The sequence below is a fragment of the Colwellia ponticola genome (assembly GCF_005885605.1).
Taxonomy (GTDB): domain Bacteria; phylum Pseudomonadota; class Gammaproteobacteria; order Enterobacterales; family Alteromonadaceae; genus Colwellia; species Colwellia ponticola.
In genome coordinates this window covers 61,453-77,256 of the sequence record NZ_SZVP01000014.1, presented here as the reverse complement: position 1 = coordinate 77,256, position 15,804 = coordinate 61,453, and the positions used below count along the sequence as shown (strand labels likewise).

The following is a 15,804-nucleotide window of genomic DNA, read 5'->3' as shown; positions in this document are numbered from 1 at the left end:
TAGTGAAGTCATTTAGCTGTCTATAACCCTTAACGAAGTGATAGTGCTATTAAGCCAGCAGTTAGGCTATTAATTATCGACCAAAGTGATATATTTGTTCGAGTTAAAATACGTTTAAATCCTTGGAAAGACGATGGGATCTTGCTCATTAACTATCCGCGTAATATTAATAATACCCTGTGTAATAAAGTTACAAAGTAATCTTTACTCATCATTAAATAAACGCTAAATTAGCATTGTGTGTCATATTCCACTTAGTTTATTAAAGGATAAAGCGCAATACATTTTTATATAAGAGAAACGCTATGAGTAATGTAGATTATCAATCCGTAAATGACATTGTTATTTTTGGCGCTTTAGGTGATTTATCTCACCGTAAGTTAATTCCCGCATTATATCAACTAGACGTTCTAGGTCTAATTAATAAAGGCAGTCGTATTGTCGGGGTAGCAAGAAAAACCCTCAGTGTTGATGAATTTAAACACTTTGTTGTCGACAGTTTAGATAGTTTTGTTAACGAATCTATCGATGACGTTGTCCTAGCGCGTTTTATTAATCGATTAATTTACCAAGCACTCGATTTTCAAGCGTATAGCACCTTTGATCAGTTAGCTACACTCCTTTCAAATCAACAAAATATACGGGTATATTATTTTTCTACGCCCGCGGCTATTTATGGTGATATTTGTAAAGGCTTGAATCATGCCAAGTTAATTAGTGATGTTGACCGAGTAGTTATAGAAAAACCCATTGGTCACTCTCTTGAATCCTCTATTGAAATAAATAATCAAGTATCAAAATACTTTCAAGAAAAACAAACTTACCGTATTGATCATTATTTAGGTAAAGAAACCGTATTAAACCTATTAGTATTACGTTTTGCGAATTCATTATTTACTAATAATTGGGATCGTAACTGCATTGATCATGTACAAATTACCGTGGCAGAAAGTGTTGGTATTGAAGGTCGTTGGGGCTTTTATGATGATGCAGGGCAAATGCGTGATATGGTACAAAATCATTTATTGCAAATATTATCACTGTTGGCGATGGAGCCACCGGCTGATTTAAGTGCGACAAGCGTGCGAGCAGAAAAACTTAAAGTTGTTAAAGCATTAAAACCAATTAACCGAGAAAACATTAAAGAGAAAACTGTTCGTGGTCAGTATACTGACGGTTTTTTAAATGGTGTTGCTGTTTCTGGTTATGTTAATGAAAAAGATGCCAACGCGAAGAGCAATACTGAAACGTTTGTTGCGATAAAAGCTGAAATTGATAACTGGCGTTGGAAAGGTGTGCCATTTTATCTTCGCACAGGTAAACGTATGCCTAAAAAACATAGTGAAATAGTGGTGCATTTTAAGCCCCAACCCCACAATATTTTTCAAGAAAGCCACAGTGACTTACCAGCCAATAAATTAACGATACGTTTACAACCCGATGAAGGTGTTGAATTACAAATCATGAATAAGATACCGGGTATCGCGTCACAAATGCTTATTCAAGAAAATAAATTAGATTTAAGTTTTTCAGATACTTACCACAATGAACGTGTTGTTGATGCGTATGAACGCTTAATGTTAGAAATTTTAAATGGTAATCAATCATTATTTGTTAGTCGACATGAAGTTGAAGCCGCTTGGGTTTGGGCTGATAGCATCATCGCCGCGTGGCAAACAACGAATGAAGCACCTAAACCTTATGCAGCAGGTTCTTGGGGCCCCGTATCCTCTATTGCTTTAATCGCTCGTGATGATCGCCAGTGGGTTGAATAATGCAACAATTAACAACATTCTCAACACGTAACAAGTTAGATATTTGTTTAGCTGAGTCCGTAAGTAAGCTCCTTGAGCAAGCGATTAACCTTAAAGGGCAAGCCAGTATTGCAGTTTCAGGCGGTTCAACGCCCCAAGGTTTTTTTAAACTGTTATCACACTGTGATATTCAATGGTCAAAAGTCACGATTACCTTAGCTGATGAGCGCTGGGTAGCTATTGACAGTAAAGACAGTAATACCCGCTTAGTTTATGAAAATTTACTACAAAATAAAGCGTCAGCGGCACATTTTTTTCATTTAAAGCAAGGTGAATCACTTAATGATAAAACGCTCAATGAATTAAATATCGCCGTTAATAAGGGCTTATTACCGTTAGATGTGTTGATTTTGGGGATGGGGGAAGATGGTCATACCGCTTCTCTTTTTCCTTGTAGCGAGCAAATATCACAAGGCTTAGCCAGCGATAATAACAATGCGCTATTAAGTGTATTACCCAAAACAGCACCTTATCAACGCATTAGCTTTAGTTTCTCAGCATTAAGTCAAAGTAAGCATATTTTTTTACATTTGTGTGGCGAGCAAAAGCAGCAGGTATTAACCAAAGCCTTACAAGGCAATGATGTATTTACTATGCCTATTAGAGCCTTCTTACACCATGACACAGTCAAGACGCAAGTTTACTGGGCCCCTTAATCTTTTTATGAAGCATGATGAGTTGATCGTGTTGGTTTATCGTGTCGTCATTTAACGCATGGTTTTTCAGCTTGTGTATCAGAGACGATAAAAATGATTAACGCTTTACACAAGCTACTGACTAAGAGTGCAATTATGTAAGCATATAATAACATGCTCATTGCTCGCCAATCATGCTCAACCATAACCATAACCATAACCATAACTATAACCATGACAAAGGCGTGATACTTATTACAAGGTAAGGCTCGCCATATTTGATGAAGAAAATTTATGACCATATCAAAACCTTGGCAGATTATGCCCAAAGATCTTTTTAACATGGGGCCCATTGTGCCGGTCCTAGTACTTAACCAGGTTGAAGAAGCATTACCTGTTGCAGAAGCGTTATTGACTGGTGGTATTAAGGTATTAGAAGTGACCTTACGTACACCTGCGGCACTTGATATTATCAGTGTTATTGCTAAAGAGTTCCCTGAAGCCATTGTTGGCTCAGGCACTGTTATTAATCGTCAGTTGATACAACAATCGTATGATGCAGGAGCAAAATTTGCCATTAGTCCAGGAGTAACAACCGATTTATTACAGGCGGGGAATAGTAGTAATATCGCATTGATCCCTGGTGTATCGTCTATTTCTGATATTATGAAGTGTGCTGATCATGGTTATGATCACTTGAAGTTTTTCCCAGCAGAAGTCTCTGGCGGGGTGAATGCGATTAAAGCGATGAGTGGGCCTTTCCCTCAAGTGCGTTTTTGTCCAACAGGGGGCATTAATTTAACTAATATTCGCGATTATTTAGCGTTAGCTAATGTGACTTGCTGTGGTGGATCATGGTTGGTATCAAGTGACATTGTTCAGTTTAAACATTGGTCTGAAATCACTCGCTTAGCCAAGCAAGTGTTAACACAGGTTAATTAGTCGTTATATCCACTAGGCAAAAAAAAACCAGTTATAAACATTATAACTGGTTTTTTTACGCGTAACGTTAAGCTACGACTTTACTGAGGCTTAGTCGCTGGTGCGCTACTACGGCTAATGACATCTGCAATGATGGCGGTTTTCCCTGATGACTGATGAGCGTGACGCTCACTATCTGCCATAAACTTTGTTGGGAGTGCGTTCATTGTGGTGATTGTTTCCGTTTTTGTCATCGGCGCTGTTGCATGACCAGACAGGTTATTAGCTTTCTTAATTTGTCTTGCTAATTTTTTATCCTTCGGTACTGCCTTTTTAGCTGCAGGTGCCGGCTTTTTAGTTTGTTTCGCTTTCGCCTTAACATCAACTTTCGCTTGTTGCTCCTTGCTAGTCTCATTATCAGTGTCAACATCGGTTTTAACGTCAGTATTAACTGGGTCAATCGCTTTAGCTTTTTGTTGTTTTACCGGTTTAGTCGCTTCAGTAGTCACTTCAGGCGTTACCTTTGTTTCAACATCCGATTTTTTCACAACGTCTTTAGCTTTCTTCTGAACATCCTTTTTAACGACTTCAGGAGCGATGTCAGTAGAAGCTTTAGTTGTCGTAGCAGGCTCGTCTGTTTGCGCTAACGGCATCGGTTGTTGCGTTTTTGTCACTGTCGGCGTTACTGCTTGAGTTACTGGTTCAGCAATATTAGTTGTTCCAGCATCATTCTTAGCTTGTTGCGCATCTACCGCGATGGCTTTTTCTGACGGTGCTTCAACTTTTTCTTCAATAGGCGCTTTAACAGCTGGTTTTTCAACGGGCACGTTAACTGGTGCAGCTTCACTTGTTTCAACAACATTTGTAGTAACGTCTTTCGTTACTACTTTGTCTTTGTCTAAAGAAGGTGCAACATTATTGTGCTCGCTGTTATTAGCAGCGACAGTCTCAGCAGAGCTAGGGTAACGAGCGGCTACAGACTCATCAACAACATTTTCACTTGTTACTGTTTGCGTTGTCGCTTCAGTACCATTGTTGTTACGACGACGTCGTTGACCGTTAGCTCTTAAGTGTCTAGGAGAACGTCTATTACGTGGTTTGTCATCATTTTGCGCCACGGTATCAACAACAGGGCTATCTACTACTGTTTCACTGTCAACCGCTTTGGCAACTACAGAGGCTTCAGCTGCTTTACTACTCGTATTGCTTTGGGTATTAGCCACTTTATCTGTTGATTTAATACGTACGGTTTTGCGTTTAGCTCTACGTTGACGACGTTCAACAACTTTGTCTTCTTTAACAACTTTGTCTTTATCTACATTTACATTGTTGTCATTTTTACGAGGTTGTCTTTTAGGTTTGTTTGCTTCTTCATCACGTGGAGTGCGATTAGCCGTGTCTTCACTAGTATGACGACTAGTATTGCCATTACGATTACCATTACGGTTGTTACGACGTTTGGCTTGTTGGTTTCTTGATCTTTCTTGTGGACGTCTAGGTTTTTGTTGCGTAGTGTCTTCTTTATTTTCTTCTTTACTCGTTTCAACAACTTTTTCTTCTGTAACAAATAAGCTTTTTAACCAGCCAAAGAAGCCACTAGGTTTAGTTTGTGTTGCTACGACCGATACTGTGTTTGCACTTGATACTTCAGCTTTTGGAGCACGTGCTGGTGATGTCATACCTTGAATTAATGGTTCGTCAGGTTTGTTTATCACTTTATCGAATTTAGGCATTTTAGCTTCTTCAAGTTCCGCTTGTTTTACCGGTAATTCATAACTTGCTTCTTCAACCGTTTCATCATTTTTAACGCGTACCACTTCATATTGTGGCGTATCCATATGTGGATTAGGAATGATTAACACTCTGACATTATGATGTTTTTCAATATGCATAACAGAGCGACGTTTTTCATTCAGTAGATAAGTGGCAACAGGTACTGGCACTTGTGCTTGTACATGTAGAGTATTATCTTTTATTGCTTCTTCTTCCATTAAACGCAAGATAGATAGAGCAAGAGATTCAACACCACGTACATGGCCCGTACCACTACAACGTGGACAAACACCTTGGCTTGTTTCACCAATAGAAGGACGTAAACGTTGGCGAGACATTTCTAGCAAGCCAAAACGAGAGATTTTACCCAGTTGAATACGGGCTCTATCTTGGTGAACTGAATCACGCATTCTGTTTTCAACTTCACGTTGATGACGCACAGGTGTCATATCAATAAAATCGATAACAACTAAACCACCTAAGTCACGTAAACGTAATTGGCGAGCAATCTCTTCAGCTGCTTCTAAGTTGGTATTAAAAGCAGTTTCTTCAATGTCGCTACCTTTAGTTGCTCGTGCTGAGTTAATATCAATGGAGGTTAACGCTTCAGTAGGGTCAATAACGATGGAACCACCAGAAGGTAAGCGTACTTCACGTTGAAAGGCCGTTTCAATTTGCGTTTCAATTTGATAATGCGTAAATAAAGGCACGTCGCTGTTATACAGTTTTATTTTACTTAAAAAGTCAGGACGAACGACTTCAATGTGCTTTTTAACACTTTCAAAAGTTTTAGGACGGTCAATTAATACTTCGCCAATATCACGACGTAAATAGTCACGAATTGCACGTAAAATTAGGTTGGTTTCTTGATGAATTAAGAAAGGAGCAGGGCGGCTTTTTCCCGCATCTGTAATAGCTTGCCAATGATGTAAAAGAACACTTAAATCCCACTTTAGTTCATCATAATCTTTGCCAACTCCGGCAGTTCTTACAATTAAACCCATGCCTTTAGGTAAATCTAATTTACTCAATGAGGCTTTTAAATCAGTGCGTTCATCACCTTCAATACGGCGAGAAATACCACCAGCACGAGGATTATTAGGCATTAACACTAAATAACTGCCTGCAAGGCTAATAAAAGTAGTTAATGCGGCACCTTTTTGACCTCGTTCTTCTTTATCAATTTGAACGATAACTTCTTGGCCTTCGTGCAACACTTCTTTAATGTTAGGTCGACCTTGGAAGGTGTAGCCTTTAGGAAAGTATTCACGGGCAATTTCTTTCATTGGTAAAAAACCATGGCGATCTGCACCATAGTCAACAAAAGCAGCTTCTAAAGAAGGTTCAATACGAGTGATTTTTGCTTTGTAAATATTAGATTTTTTTTGTTCATGACCAGGGCTTTCAATGTCTAGATCGTAAAGCTTTTGGCCATCTACTAGTGCTACGCGCAATTCTTCTGATTGGGTAGCGTTAATTAACATACGTTTCATAGTTTGTCGGACTCATTTTAGTCACAACACAACGCTTGCTTAGTACACAAAGCAATCTGTTTTTCTGGTAACAGCAATTTGTCAACCTCACGGTTGTCATGGTTAACCTGCCATAAAATCAGGTTAAGCTATTATAAGTTCGGATTGTTTTTTATATCATCGCCTTTAATCATTAAGGTAGGCAATGTTAAGTTATTTCTTTATGTGCTCAGCGGATGTGCTGTGCAAAATACCAGCGTATATGCGGTGGTATTATTTTTTATAATAATTGCTTTATGGTGCTGGACTGATAACAGATTAAAATCAAAATGTTAAAACTGTTTATGCTTTGTTAACAAGCTACAATGAGTAAACCATCAATAAGGGTGATTTACTGTGTTAACAAATACAATAGGCCGTACTATCACTATGTCTTTTTTTTAGGTAAACACGCTAAAATGAGCAGTTCATTACATAAAATATCGCATAGGGATGTGGCCGCAGTTTGCCTCTTACGTCTCTCTTTAAAGCATCTAGGGTTAAATTGTTACGTTGATTAGCCGTGTATGAATTATTAATATGACTTATTCATATACCTTCATACTTGTTTATATATCTTCATATACACTGCATCATTAAGTAGTTAGCTAAGCAGTTAGCGTTAAATATCAACTAATAACCTCCATATTATCCCACTATCTTTATCATTTAGCCAACAAAAAAGCAGCTTAATTGCATTATTAGCTAAATAAAGTGTGTTAAACTCTGGCCATGAAAGAAATTAACACCAAAAAAGCCAATCACGTGCCTAAAATTAAATTAAAGAGCCAATCCCGCATTGTTGGGAAAAACAGTCAACCGAAAAAAGTTACGCCAAAAAAAGTTGTGCTAGAGAAAAAGCCTATTGAGCCGGCGATCGAGCCCGCGTTAGAAAAAGCGAAAGTACGCTTTATTACTATCGATAGTGAAGATGCAGGGCAACGCATTGACAACTTCTTATTAAGAACGCTAAAAGGTGTACCTAAAAGCCACCTTTACCGTTTATTGCGCAAGGGTGAAATTAGAGTTAATAAAAAGCGCATTAAACCTGTGTATAAATTAGTTATCAACGATGAATTACGTATTGCGCCTATTCGCGTGTCAGAAGATAAAGACACCGTCTCTACGGGGTTAAATGTTGTTGCTAGTTTAGAAAAGCAAATTTTGTTTGAAGATGATCGATTAATCGTTATTAATAAACCGTCTGGCATGGCAGTTCATGGGGGTAGTGGTTTAAGTTTTGGTTTAATTGAAGCATTACGTGCCTTAAGACCTGAAGCGAGAATGTTAGAGTTGGTGCACCGTTTAGACAGAGATACTTCAGGTTGTTTACTGGTGGCTAAAAAGCGTTCTACGTTACGTCATTTACATGAACAGTTTCGTGAAAAAAACGTGCAAAAATTTTATCATGCATTGGTTAAAGGCCATTGGCCTAGTAAATTGACCAAAGTAACCGCTGCACTTAAGAAAAACGATTTAAAATCAGGTGAACGCGTTGTTATTGTTGATAACCAGCTTGGTAAAGAGTCTGAAACTCGCTTTAGAGTATTAGAGCGTTATCGCGGCGCTACCTTAGTGAGAGCTTTTCCTGTCACAGGTCGCACTCATCAAATACGTGTACATTGTCAAACCAGTGGTCACTCAATTGCTATGGATGCAAAGTATGGTCATGAAGAATTTGACGAGCAAATGAAAAGCAAAGGCTTAAAAAGGCTGTTCTTACATGCGGCTAGTATTGAGTTTACTCACCCACACACAGAACAGCGCTTAAAAATTGAAGCGCCACTAGAAGCAAGTTTAGAGAAACTGTTAACTAAGTTGGTAAAAGAATAACGATGAACTATAAATTAGTTATTTTTGATTGGGATGGCACCCTGATGGACTCTATTGCTCGCATTGTTTCCTCAATACAGGCTTCAGCACAGTATTGCCAATTAACGATACCGACAGTACAAAGCGTCAAAGATATTATTGGTTTAAGTTTACCCAAGGCGCTTAATATCTTATTTCCAGGTGCTTCTCAAACGGATATGGCTGTGTTGCGTGAGCAATATAAATATCACTATGTGGAAGCCGATTTAACGCCTTCACCTTTATTTGAACATGCCTTAACGTTATTAAAAGCACTGAAGGATGAGGATAAATTATTAGCGGTAGCGACTGGCAAAGGCCGAGAAGGTTTACAGCGGGTTTTTTCAGCGACACAAACAGAGCATTTTTTCCATGCCTCACGTTGTGCCGATGAAGCGCGCTCTAAGCCTGATCCGCAAATGTTATTAAGCTTAATTGCAGAGTTAGGGGTTAGTGCTGAACAAGCGGTGATGATTGGTGATACTAGTCACGATATGAAAATGGCGCAAGCAGCGGGTATTGATAGCATAGGTATTACTCTAGGTGTACACGACAGAGAAATATTAACGCAATACCAACCCGTTGCGATTGTTGATTCATTGGCGCAATTACAACAATTACTATTGCCTAGTCGGGTTTTAGCTAAGGCTTAGTCAGTTTGCCTTGCTCGGCTAATACATCGAGACCATGTTGCTTTAATAGCGAAACAAGTTTAATTAATGGTAGCCCGATCAAGGTATTAGGATCATCACCTTCAAGCTTACTAAATAAACAAATACCTAAACCTTCACTTTTAAAACTACCCGCACAGTTATAAGGTTGCTCTGCATGCAGGTAGTTTTGTATTTCTTCTATACTGAGTTGGTTAAAGTGTACGGTAAAAGGTTCAACCAAGGCAGTCGCCTTATCTTTTTCACTGTCATAAACACATAAGCCGGTGTAGAAGGTAATGCTTTTGCCACTAAATTTAGTTAATTGAAGCACGCCGTTCTCAAAATTATGAGGTTTTCCTAGTATTTCACCCTCACATACCGCCACCTGATCTGAGCCGATGATTAACGCGTTGGGGTAGTGTGCTTTAACCGCTTTAGCTTTTTCTATGGCAAGACGTTCAACTAAAGCTTGCGGAGATTCTCCTGCTTTTTCTGTTTCATCAATATCAGGTTTTGCACAATCAAAAGGCAGTTGTAGCTTTTCTAAAATAGATTTACGAAATGGGGAGGTAGAGCCTAATACTAAGGTTTTCATAAGGAGCCTTTTTTGTGATGATATTTTATAGGCAGACTGACATAGCTATATTAAGTCTATCTTTATAAAATCTGTCTATATAATTTTTTTCATTGAATAATATAAGATTATTGTAAAGTCCTATAACTATCAATAGCGATAGCTAACTGGACTTTTATTAACGGTATGATTGTTGTCAAAATAAGCAATTAATCAACGATTACTATTAATATTGGGACTATCTTGGGCTTTTAAACAAAATAGTGCAATTTTCTTTTGACACTTGCCTGTAGGAAATATAATATGCGCGCCTTATGCAGAATCTTAAACTTCCAGTAACAATTAGCCCATCACGTAGCGCGCAACGCAGACTCGTGTGCGAAGGTGTGTTTAAATTGTCTGATATGACTAGATTGCTTGCTGAATGCGAAAGCAGAAGCGAGTATGTTCAAGTTAGTGTGAAGTTTGATGTCGATGAGCTTGGTTTGACAGTTATGTCAGGGTCAAGTTCGACATTAGTTGCATTAACTTGTCAGCGGTGTAACGAAAGTTTTGATAAGGCACTTGAAGTAGATTTTACTTTTAGTCCGGCCAAAAATGAGGAAGCCGCTGAGAAAATACCGTCATATTATGACGTAGTCGAATTAGATGAAAATGGCGAAGTAAACTTGCGTGAATTAGTGGAGGAAGAGTTAATGCTTGCTATCCCGTTAATTCCACGGCACAACATTCAAGATTGTTCAGCTGATGCTGATTCAGTTTGGGGTGAATTGCCAGAAGAGCTTGAGAAGCCAAATCCATTTGATTTATTAAAACAACTCAAATAGTTGATAGGCATAAAGTCTTTTAACTTATAACCTGTTCAGGAGTAACTCATGGCAGTACAAAAAAGTAAAAAATCTCGTTCAAGACGTGGCATGCGCCGTTCACATGATGCATTAACAGTAGAAAACTTATCAGTAGATCCAGTATCTGGTGAAACGCATCGTCGTCACCATGTTACCGCTGATGGTTTTTACAAAGGCGTTAAAGTAATCGCTAAATAAGCGGTTACTTCGTTATTGTAAAATAGTTTAGGCTTACGTAGTTTGAGCTTAAATAGTGATCTAACCATAGTGTTAGATGTTATGGGGGGCGACCATGGCCCCTCTATAACAATTTCTGCAGCAATAATGGCTATTAAAAAACAGCCTAACTTGCACCTTATTCTTTGTGGTGATGCAGACATCATTACAAAAAACCTCGCTCGTTTAAAAATCTCCCCAGAACAATTAGCTAATCATAAACAGTTAAGTATTTTTCCGACCACAGAAGTTGTTTTAATGTCGGATAAACCTATTGTTGCTTTGAGAAACAAAAAAGACTCATCGATGCGCAAAGCGCTTGACCTTGTTAATGAAGGACGAGCACAAGCTTGTGTAAGCGCGGGTAATACGGGTGCATTATTTTCAATGGCACACTTTGTCTTAAAGAATATACCCGGGGTAGAGCGTCCAGCGCTTATTTCTTCTTTACCTACTCACGACGCTAAAAAACGCGTATTTATGCTTGATTTAGGCGCAAACGTTTTTTGTGATTCACATGTGTTATATCAATTTGGTGTAATGGGCTCAGTGATGGCCGAGCAGGTTGATGGTATTACTAAGCCGCGTATTGCTCTACTTAACATGGGTGAAGAAGCCATTAAAGGTAGCGACCATATAAAAATGGCGGCACTTGAACTAAGTGAGAATAAAGATATTAACTATGTAGGCTTTATTGAAGGCTGTGATATCTTTTCTAATAAAGCTGATGTTATTGTTTGTGATGGTTTTGTTGGCAATGTGGCATTAAAAACCTGTGAGGGTGTGGCACGCTTAGTCTATCAAAAATCTAAAACCGCCTTCAGTGCGAGCTTATTAGCTAAATTATTTGGTTCATTGATTAAACCAAGCTTTAAAAAACTCTTCAAAACCATGAACCCCGACCAGTATAACGGCGCAAGTTTGATAGGATTACGCGGTATAGTGGTTAAGAGTCATGGTAATGCAAATGCGAGTGCTTTTTTATCTGCCATAGAAGAGGCGATAAAGGAAGTTGAAAGGCAGGTTCCTGAGAAAATTAAAAATTCATTTGAACATAATTTTACCGTTCGATAATTACTTTTCCCGTTACACTTATAGAGTAAATAAACTAAATTACTTATTTTTTCAGCGACTTAATATTAACGTATTATCCATAAAAATTTAATTTGAACTTACTATAGACTTTACATAAAACCTAAACAGAACTTAAATAGAGTATCAATATGCACAATAAATTAGCATTCGTTTTTCCAGGACAAGGATCACAAACTGTTGCCATGCTCAGTGACTTTGCAGAGCACAGTATCGTACAAGATACTTTTAAAGAAGCATCAGCAGCGCTAGGTTATGACTTATGGCAATTAGTTGCTCAAGGTCCAGCAGAAAAACTTAATCAAACTAATTTTACTCAACCCGCTTTATTAACGGCCAGTGTTGCTTTATGGCGCGTGTGGCAAGCAGAATCGACAGTAATGCCTGATGTCATGGCAGGTCACAGTTTAGGTGAGTACTCAGCGCTAGTCTGTGCTGGCGTTTTCTCGTTAAGTGACGCCGTTGTTTTAGTTGAAAAGCGTGGTGAGTTTATGCAAGCTTGCGTGCCTGCAGGTGTTGGCGCGATGGCCGCTATTATTGGTTTAGACGATGATAAAATTATTAGCGCTTGTGAAAGTGCCAAGCAAGAGCAAGTGGTCTCAGCGGTGAATTTTAACTCGCCTGGTCAGGTAGTTATTGCCGGTCACAAAGAAGCCGTTGAACGTGCTGGAGAACTATGTAAAGCCGCTGGAGCTAAACGAGTACTACCATTACCGGTAAGCGTACCATCACATTGTGCGTTAATGAGCGATGCTGCTGATAAATTAGCTGTTGAGTTAGATAAAGTTACCTTTAATACACCTGTTATTAGTGTTATTAATAATGTTGATGTGGTTAGTGAAACAACCAGCACAGCAATAAAATCTGCACTAGTTAAGCAACTTTATTCACCCGTACGTTGGAGTGAAACCATTACTATCTTAGCTCAGCAAGGCATTGAAAAAGTTGTTGAAGTTGGTCCAGGTAAAGTTTTACAAGGGTTAAATAAGCGTATAGATAAATCATTACGCAGTGTCAGTTTTAATACTACAGACTCGTTACAACAAACCAAAGACTTAATGGACAGCTAATATTAATGTTACTTATGTTAATAAGCGATTAAAATTAATATTATCAAATACATATAAATAATGCGTTACTTTGAATTAGCAGGCTAACGCTATAAAATAAAAATAGTGAGTAAAAATATGTTTTCTTTAGAAGGTAAGGTCGCTTTAGTGACAGGTGCAAGCCGTGGTATTGGTAAAGCAATAGCCAAACAATTACAGTCACTTGGTGCAACTGTCATTGGTACGGCCACATCAGAAAAAGGTGCTAATCAAATAGCAGAGTACTTAACTGCTCAAAGTGGTACCGGTATGGGCTTAGTACTTAACGTGACCAATGATGAGTCTATTGCTGATATGTTCACTGCAATTAAAGAGGCACACGGCGCTATTGATATTTTAGTCAATAATGCCGGTATTACGCGCGATAACTTGTTTATGCGTATGAAAGAAGATGAATGGTCAGACATTATTGAGACTAACCTAACGTCAGTTTTCAAAGTAAGTAAAGCAGCTATTCGCCCAATGATGAAAAAACGTACTGGTCGTATTATCAACATCGGTTCAGTTGTTGGCACTATGGGGAACGCCGGTCAAGTCAATTATGCTACCGCTAAAGCAGGCTTACTTGGCTTTACTAAAGCATTAGCGCGTGAAGTTGCTTCTCGCGGTATTACCGTTAACACCGTTTCTCCAGGCTTTATCGATACCGATATGACCAAAGAGCTAACCGATGAGCAAAAAGAAGCGATTTTCTCACAAGTACCGGCTAACCGTTTAGGTAAACCAGAAGAAATTGCATCAACAGTCGCCTTTTTAGCGTCAGATGCTGCAGCTTATATTACTGGTGAAACTATCCATGTTAACGGTGGTATGTATATGGTGTAAGCCTTTATTATTATGGCTTACACGTTTTTTTGTAATATTTTTCAATAGTTCAACAGGTTAGACCAGAATAAAAAATTGAATTAGATGCTTGCATGGCAGGCTATTGGCGAATACACTACACACAATTTGAAAAAATGAACTTTCAGTAAAGGAAATAAAATGAGTAATATCGAAGAACGCGTAAAGAAAATTACAGTTGAACAATTAGGTGTTAGTGAAGCAGAAGTAAAAATTGATTCATCATTCGTTGATGACTTAGGTGCTGACTCATTAGACACTGTTGAATTAGTTATGGCGTTAGAAGAAGAATTTGATACTGAAATTCCTGACGAAGAAGCTGAGAAAATTACTACAGTTCAAGCAGCAATCGATTACGTTACTGCTAATCAGTAATTGTTAATAAGTTCGATTTTATCGGGCTTAATAAAATAATAAAAGCGGTATACTTCATTGTAAGTGACCGCTTTTTTTTTATCTTTAACATAACGATATACTCATTACCGTACAAAATGCAGTGCATACATATGCTGCTTACTTGGTAACGAGTGTATACGCAATGGTATAATTGAGTCATACCTTTAATTTTCAGAGGCAACGCTATTATGAGACGTGTAGTCGTTACTGGCATGGGCATGCTTAGCCCACTAGCCAACACAGCAGAAGAAACATGGCAAAACCTACTACTTGGTAAAAGTGGTATAGGCAGTATTGATCATTTTGATACCTCCGATTATCCTACTAAATTTGCTGGCTTAGTTAAAAACTTTGATGCCCAAAATTATATGGAACGAAAAGAAGCCAAAAAAATGGATCTTTTTATTCAATATGGTATTGCTGCTGGTGTGCAAGCTTTCAAAGATTCAGGTCTTGAAGTGACCGAGCAAAATGCTCCGCGTATTGGCGTAGCTATTGGCTCAGGTATTGGTGGTTTAGGCTTAATTGAAGAAAATCATCAAAAGTTACTACAAGCGGGTGGTAATCCACGTAAGTTATCACCTTTTTTTGTGCCTTCAACCATCATTAACATGATCGCGGGTAATTTATCTATTATGTTTGGTTTGCAAGGGCCTAACATTGCTATTACTACAGCTTGTACTAGTGGCGTTCATAACATTGGTCATGCCGCACGTATGATTGCTTACGGCGATGCTGATGCTGTTGTTGCTGGTGGCGCTGAAAAAGCGTCAACAACACTGGGTATGGGTGGTTTTGGTGCTGCGCGTGCGCTATCTCGTCGTAATGACGACCCTCAAGCTGCTTCTCGTCCTTGGGATAAAGACCGTGATGGTTTTGTACTGGGTGACGGCGCCGGTGTTATTGTGGTTGAAGAATATGAACACGCAAAAGCGCGTGGGGCAAAAATTTATGCTGAGCTTGTAGGCTTTGGTATGAGTGGCGATGCTTATCATATGACGTCACCGCCTGAAAATGGTGATGGCGCTGCGCGTGCTATGCAAAATGCGATTAATGATGCCAAAGTAGATGTTAGCAAAATTGGTTATATCAATGCTCATGGTACCTCAACACCAGCAGGTGATATTGCAGAAACCAATGCTGTAAAAACGGTGTTTGGTGATAGTGCACAAAATGTCATGATGGGCTCTACTAAGTCTATGACAGGGCATTTATTAGGCGCAGCAGGCTCTGTTGAAGCTATTTTTAGCATTCAAGCACTGATGAACAACCAAGTACCACCAACAATCAACCTAGATAACCCAGGCGCGGGTTGTGACCTTGATTACATTGCGGGTGCAGCACGTGATGTTGAGCTTGAGTATGTACTGTGTAATTCATTTGGTTTTGGCGGTACTAATGGCTCGTTAATCTTTAAAAAGATTTAAGCTGTAAAAGGCTTATCACTTTAAAAGTGCGGTCTTAATAAAGTTATTCGAGCACATTAACCGTCTCAGTAATTAGCCATAACGTTAGATAATAGAGAAGCCTGAATACTCAGCTCATTATTGAGTTGGTGTTCAGGCTTT

At 38.7% G+C, this 15,804-nt stretch carries 15 protein-coding genes; 12 read left to right on the top strand and 3 right to left on the bottom strand.

Annotation, left to right across the window (positions count from 1 at the left end; all coding sequences use genetic code 11):
- Window positions 1–305 precede the first annotated feature (305 nt).
- Both zwf and pgl read left to right on the top strand, forming a co-directional pair.
- Window positions 306–1,775, top strand: a complete 1,470-nt coding sequence (zwf, locus tag FCS21_RS13115) for a glucose-6-phosphate dehydrogenase (protein ID WP_138623999.1) — start codon at window positions 306–308, stop codon at window positions 1,773–1,775.
- Entirely contained in the window at window positions 1,775–2,470 is a 696-nt protein-coding gene (pgl, locus tag FCS21_RS13110; RefSeq protein WP_138623998.1) for a 6-phosphogluconolactonase, read from the top strand. The genes zwf and pgl overlap by 1 nt, the downstream gene beginning before the upstream one ends.
- Before the next feature lie 47 nt (window positions 2,471–2,517).
- Here pgl and FCS21_RS13105 read toward each other — a convergent pair whose 3' ends face one another.
- Window positions 2,518–2,751, bottom strand: coding sequence for a hypothetical protein (locus tag FCS21_RS13105; protein ID WP_138623997.1), 234 nt, complete (start codon window positions 2,749–2,751; stop codon window positions 2,518–2,520).
- Here FCS21_RS13105 and FCS21_RS13100 point away from each other — a divergent pair.
- A complete protein-coding gene (locus tag FCS21_RS13100; RefSeq protein ID WP_138624017.1) occupies window positions 2,750–3,391 on the top strand; it encodes a bifunctional 4-hydroxy-2-oxoglutarate aldolase/2-dehydro-3-deoxy-phosphogluconate aldolase in 642 nt (213 codons plus the stop codon). The two genes, FCS21_RS13105 and FCS21_RS13100, sit on opposite strands and share 2 nt — an antisense overlap.
- An 80-nt stretch (window positions 3,392–3,471) precedes the next feature.
- On the opposite strand, the gene rne is transcribed toward FCS21_RS13100, so the two are convergent.
- Entirely contained in the window at window positions 3,472–6,636 is a 3,165-nt protein-coding gene (gene rne, locus FCS21_RS13095) for a ribonuclease E (RefSeq protein ID WP_138623996.1), read from the bottom strand.
- Window positions 6,637–7,386: 750 nt separating this feature from the next.
- Here rne and rluC point away from each other — a divergent pair.
- A complete protein-coding gene (rluC, locus tag FCS21_RS13090) occupies window positions 7,387–8,487 on the top strand; it encodes a 23S rRNA pseudouridine(955/2504/2580) synthase RluC (RefSeq protein ID WP_138623995.1) in 1,101 nt (366 codons plus the stop codon).
- A 2-nt stretch (window positions 8,488–8,489) separates the two neighbouring features.
- Window positions 8,490–9,158, top strand: a complete 669-nt coding sequence (locus FCS21_RS13085) for an HAD-IA family hydrolase (RefSeq protein ID WP_138623994.1) — start codon at window positions 8,490–8,492, stop codon at window positions 9,156–9,158.
- Here the strand turns inward: FCS21_RS13085 and FCS21_RS13080 are convergent.
- Window positions 9,148–9,753, bottom strand: a complete 606-nt coding sequence (locus FCS21_RS13080) for a Maf family protein (RefSeq protein WP_138623993.1) — start codon at window positions 9,751–9,753, stop codon at window positions 9,148–9,150. The two genes, FCS21_RS13085 and FCS21_RS13080, sit on opposite strands and share 11 nt — an antisense overlap.
- 293 nt (window positions 9,754–10,046) lie before the next feature.
- On the opposite strand from FCS21_RS13080, the gene yceD reads away from it, so the two are divergent.
- The 7 genes from yceD to fabF all read left to right on the top strand — a co-directional run bounded on the left by yceD (window position 10,047) and on the right by fabF (window position 15,663).
- Window positions 10,047–10,559: a 23S rRNA accumulation protein YceD gene (yceD, locus tag FCS21_RS13075; RefSeq protein ID WP_138623992.1), complete on the top strand. Its 513-nt coding sequence runs from the start codon at window positions 10,047–10,049 to the stop codon at window positions 10,557–10,559.
- A 48-nt stretch (window positions 10,560–10,607) separates the two neighbouring features.
- Window positions 10,608–10,778 (top strand): 50S ribosomal protein L32, encoded by a 171-nt coding sequence (gene rpmF / locus FCS21_RS13070; protein WP_033094454.1) that lies wholly within the window; start codon window positions 10,608–10,610, stop codon window positions 10,776–10,778.
- 42 nt (window positions 10,779–10,820) lie between these two features.
- Window positions 10,821–11,870 (top strand): phosphate acyltransferase PlsX, encoded by a 1,050-nt coding sequence (gene plsX / locus FCS21_RS13065; protein ID WP_138623991.1) that lies wholly within the window; start codon window positions 10,821–10,823, stop codon window positions 11,868–11,870.
- A 149-nt stretch (window positions 11,871–12,019) separates the two neighbouring features.
- A complete protein-coding gene (fabD, locus tag FCS21_RS13060; protein ID WP_138623990.1) occupies window positions 12,020–12,958 on the top strand; it encodes an ACP S-malonyltransferase in 939 nt (312 codons plus the stop codon).
- Between the two features lie 117 nt (window positions 12,959–13,075).
- Window positions 13,076–13,822: a 3-oxoacyl-ACP reductase FabG gene (gene fabG / locus FCS21_RS13055; protein WP_138623989.1), complete on the top strand. Its 747-nt coding sequence runs from the start codon at window positions 13,076–13,078 to the stop codon at window positions 13,820–13,822.
- A gap of 159 nt (window positions 13,823–13,981) precedes the next feature.
- On the top strand, window positions 13,982–14,215 hold the full coding sequence (gene acpP, locus FCS21_RS13050; protein ID WP_011043112.1) for an acyl carrier protein: 234 nt from the start codon (window positions 13,982–13,984) through the stop codon (window positions 14,213–14,215).
- A gap of 209 nt (window positions 14,216–14,424) precedes the next feature.
- Window positions 14,425–15,663: a beta-ketoacyl-ACP synthase II gene (fabF, locus tag FCS21_RS13045; RefSeq protein WP_138623988.1), complete on the top strand. Its 1,239-nt coding sequence runs from the start codon at window positions 14,425–14,427 to the stop codon at window positions 15,661–15,663.
- Window positions 15,664–15,804: the final 141 nt, after the last annotated feature.

What these genes read in the sequence shown, in the direction of transcription:
- FCS21_RS13105 (WP_138623997.1), bottom strand. Translation starts at nt 2,751, where the DNA reads ATGGTCATAAATTTTCTTCATCAAATATGGCGAGCCTTACCTTGTAAT.
- fabF (WP_138623988.1), top strand. Translation starts at nt 14,425, where the DNA reads ATGAGACGTGTAGTCGTTACTGGCATGGGCATGCTTAGCCCACTAGCC.
- FCS21_RS13085 (WP_138623994.1), top strand. Translation starts at nt 8,490, where the DNA reads ATGAACTATAAATTAGTTATTTTTGATTGGGATGGCACCCTGATGGAC.
- FCS21_RS13080 (WP_138623993.1), bottom strand. Translation starts at nt 9,753, where the DNA reads ATGAAAACCTTAGTATTAGGCTCTACCTCCCCATTTCGTAAATCTATT.
- rluC (WP_138623995.1), top strand. Translation starts at nt 7,387, where the DNA reads ATGAAAGAAATTAACACCAAAAAAGCCAATCACGTGCCTAAAATTAAA.
- acpP (WP_011043112.1), top strand. Translation starts at nt 13,982, where the DNA reads ATGAGTAATATCGAAGAACGCGTAAAGAAAATTACAGTTGAACAATTA.
- zwf (WP_138623999.1), top strand. Translation starts at nt 306, where the DNA reads ATGAGTAATGTAGATTATCAATCCGTAAATGACATTGTTATTTTTGGC.
- rpmF (WP_033094454.1), top strand. Translation starts at nt 10,608, where the DNA reads ATGGCAGTACAAAAAAGTAAAAAATCTCGTTCAAGACGTGGCATGCGC.
- rne (WP_138623996.1), bottom strand. Translation starts at nt 6,636, where the DNA reads ATGAAACGTATGTTAATTAACGCTACCCAATCAGAAGAATTGCGCGTA.
- pgl (WP_138623998.1), top strand. Translation starts at nt 1,775, where the DNA reads ATGCAACAATTAACAACATTCTCAACACGTAACAAGTTAGATATTTGT.
- fabD (WP_138623990.1), top strand. Translation starts at nt 12,020, where the DNA reads ATGCACAATAAATTAGCATTCGTTTTTCCAGGACAAGGATCACAAACT.
- yceD (WP_138623992.1), top strand. Translation starts at nt 10,047, where the DNA reads ATGCAGAATCTTAAACTTCCAGTAACAATTAGCCCATCACGTAGCGCG.
- fabG (WP_138623989.1), top strand. Translation starts at nt 13,076, where the DNA reads ATGTTTTCTTTAGAAGGTAAGGTCGCTTTAGTGACAGGTGCAAGCCGT.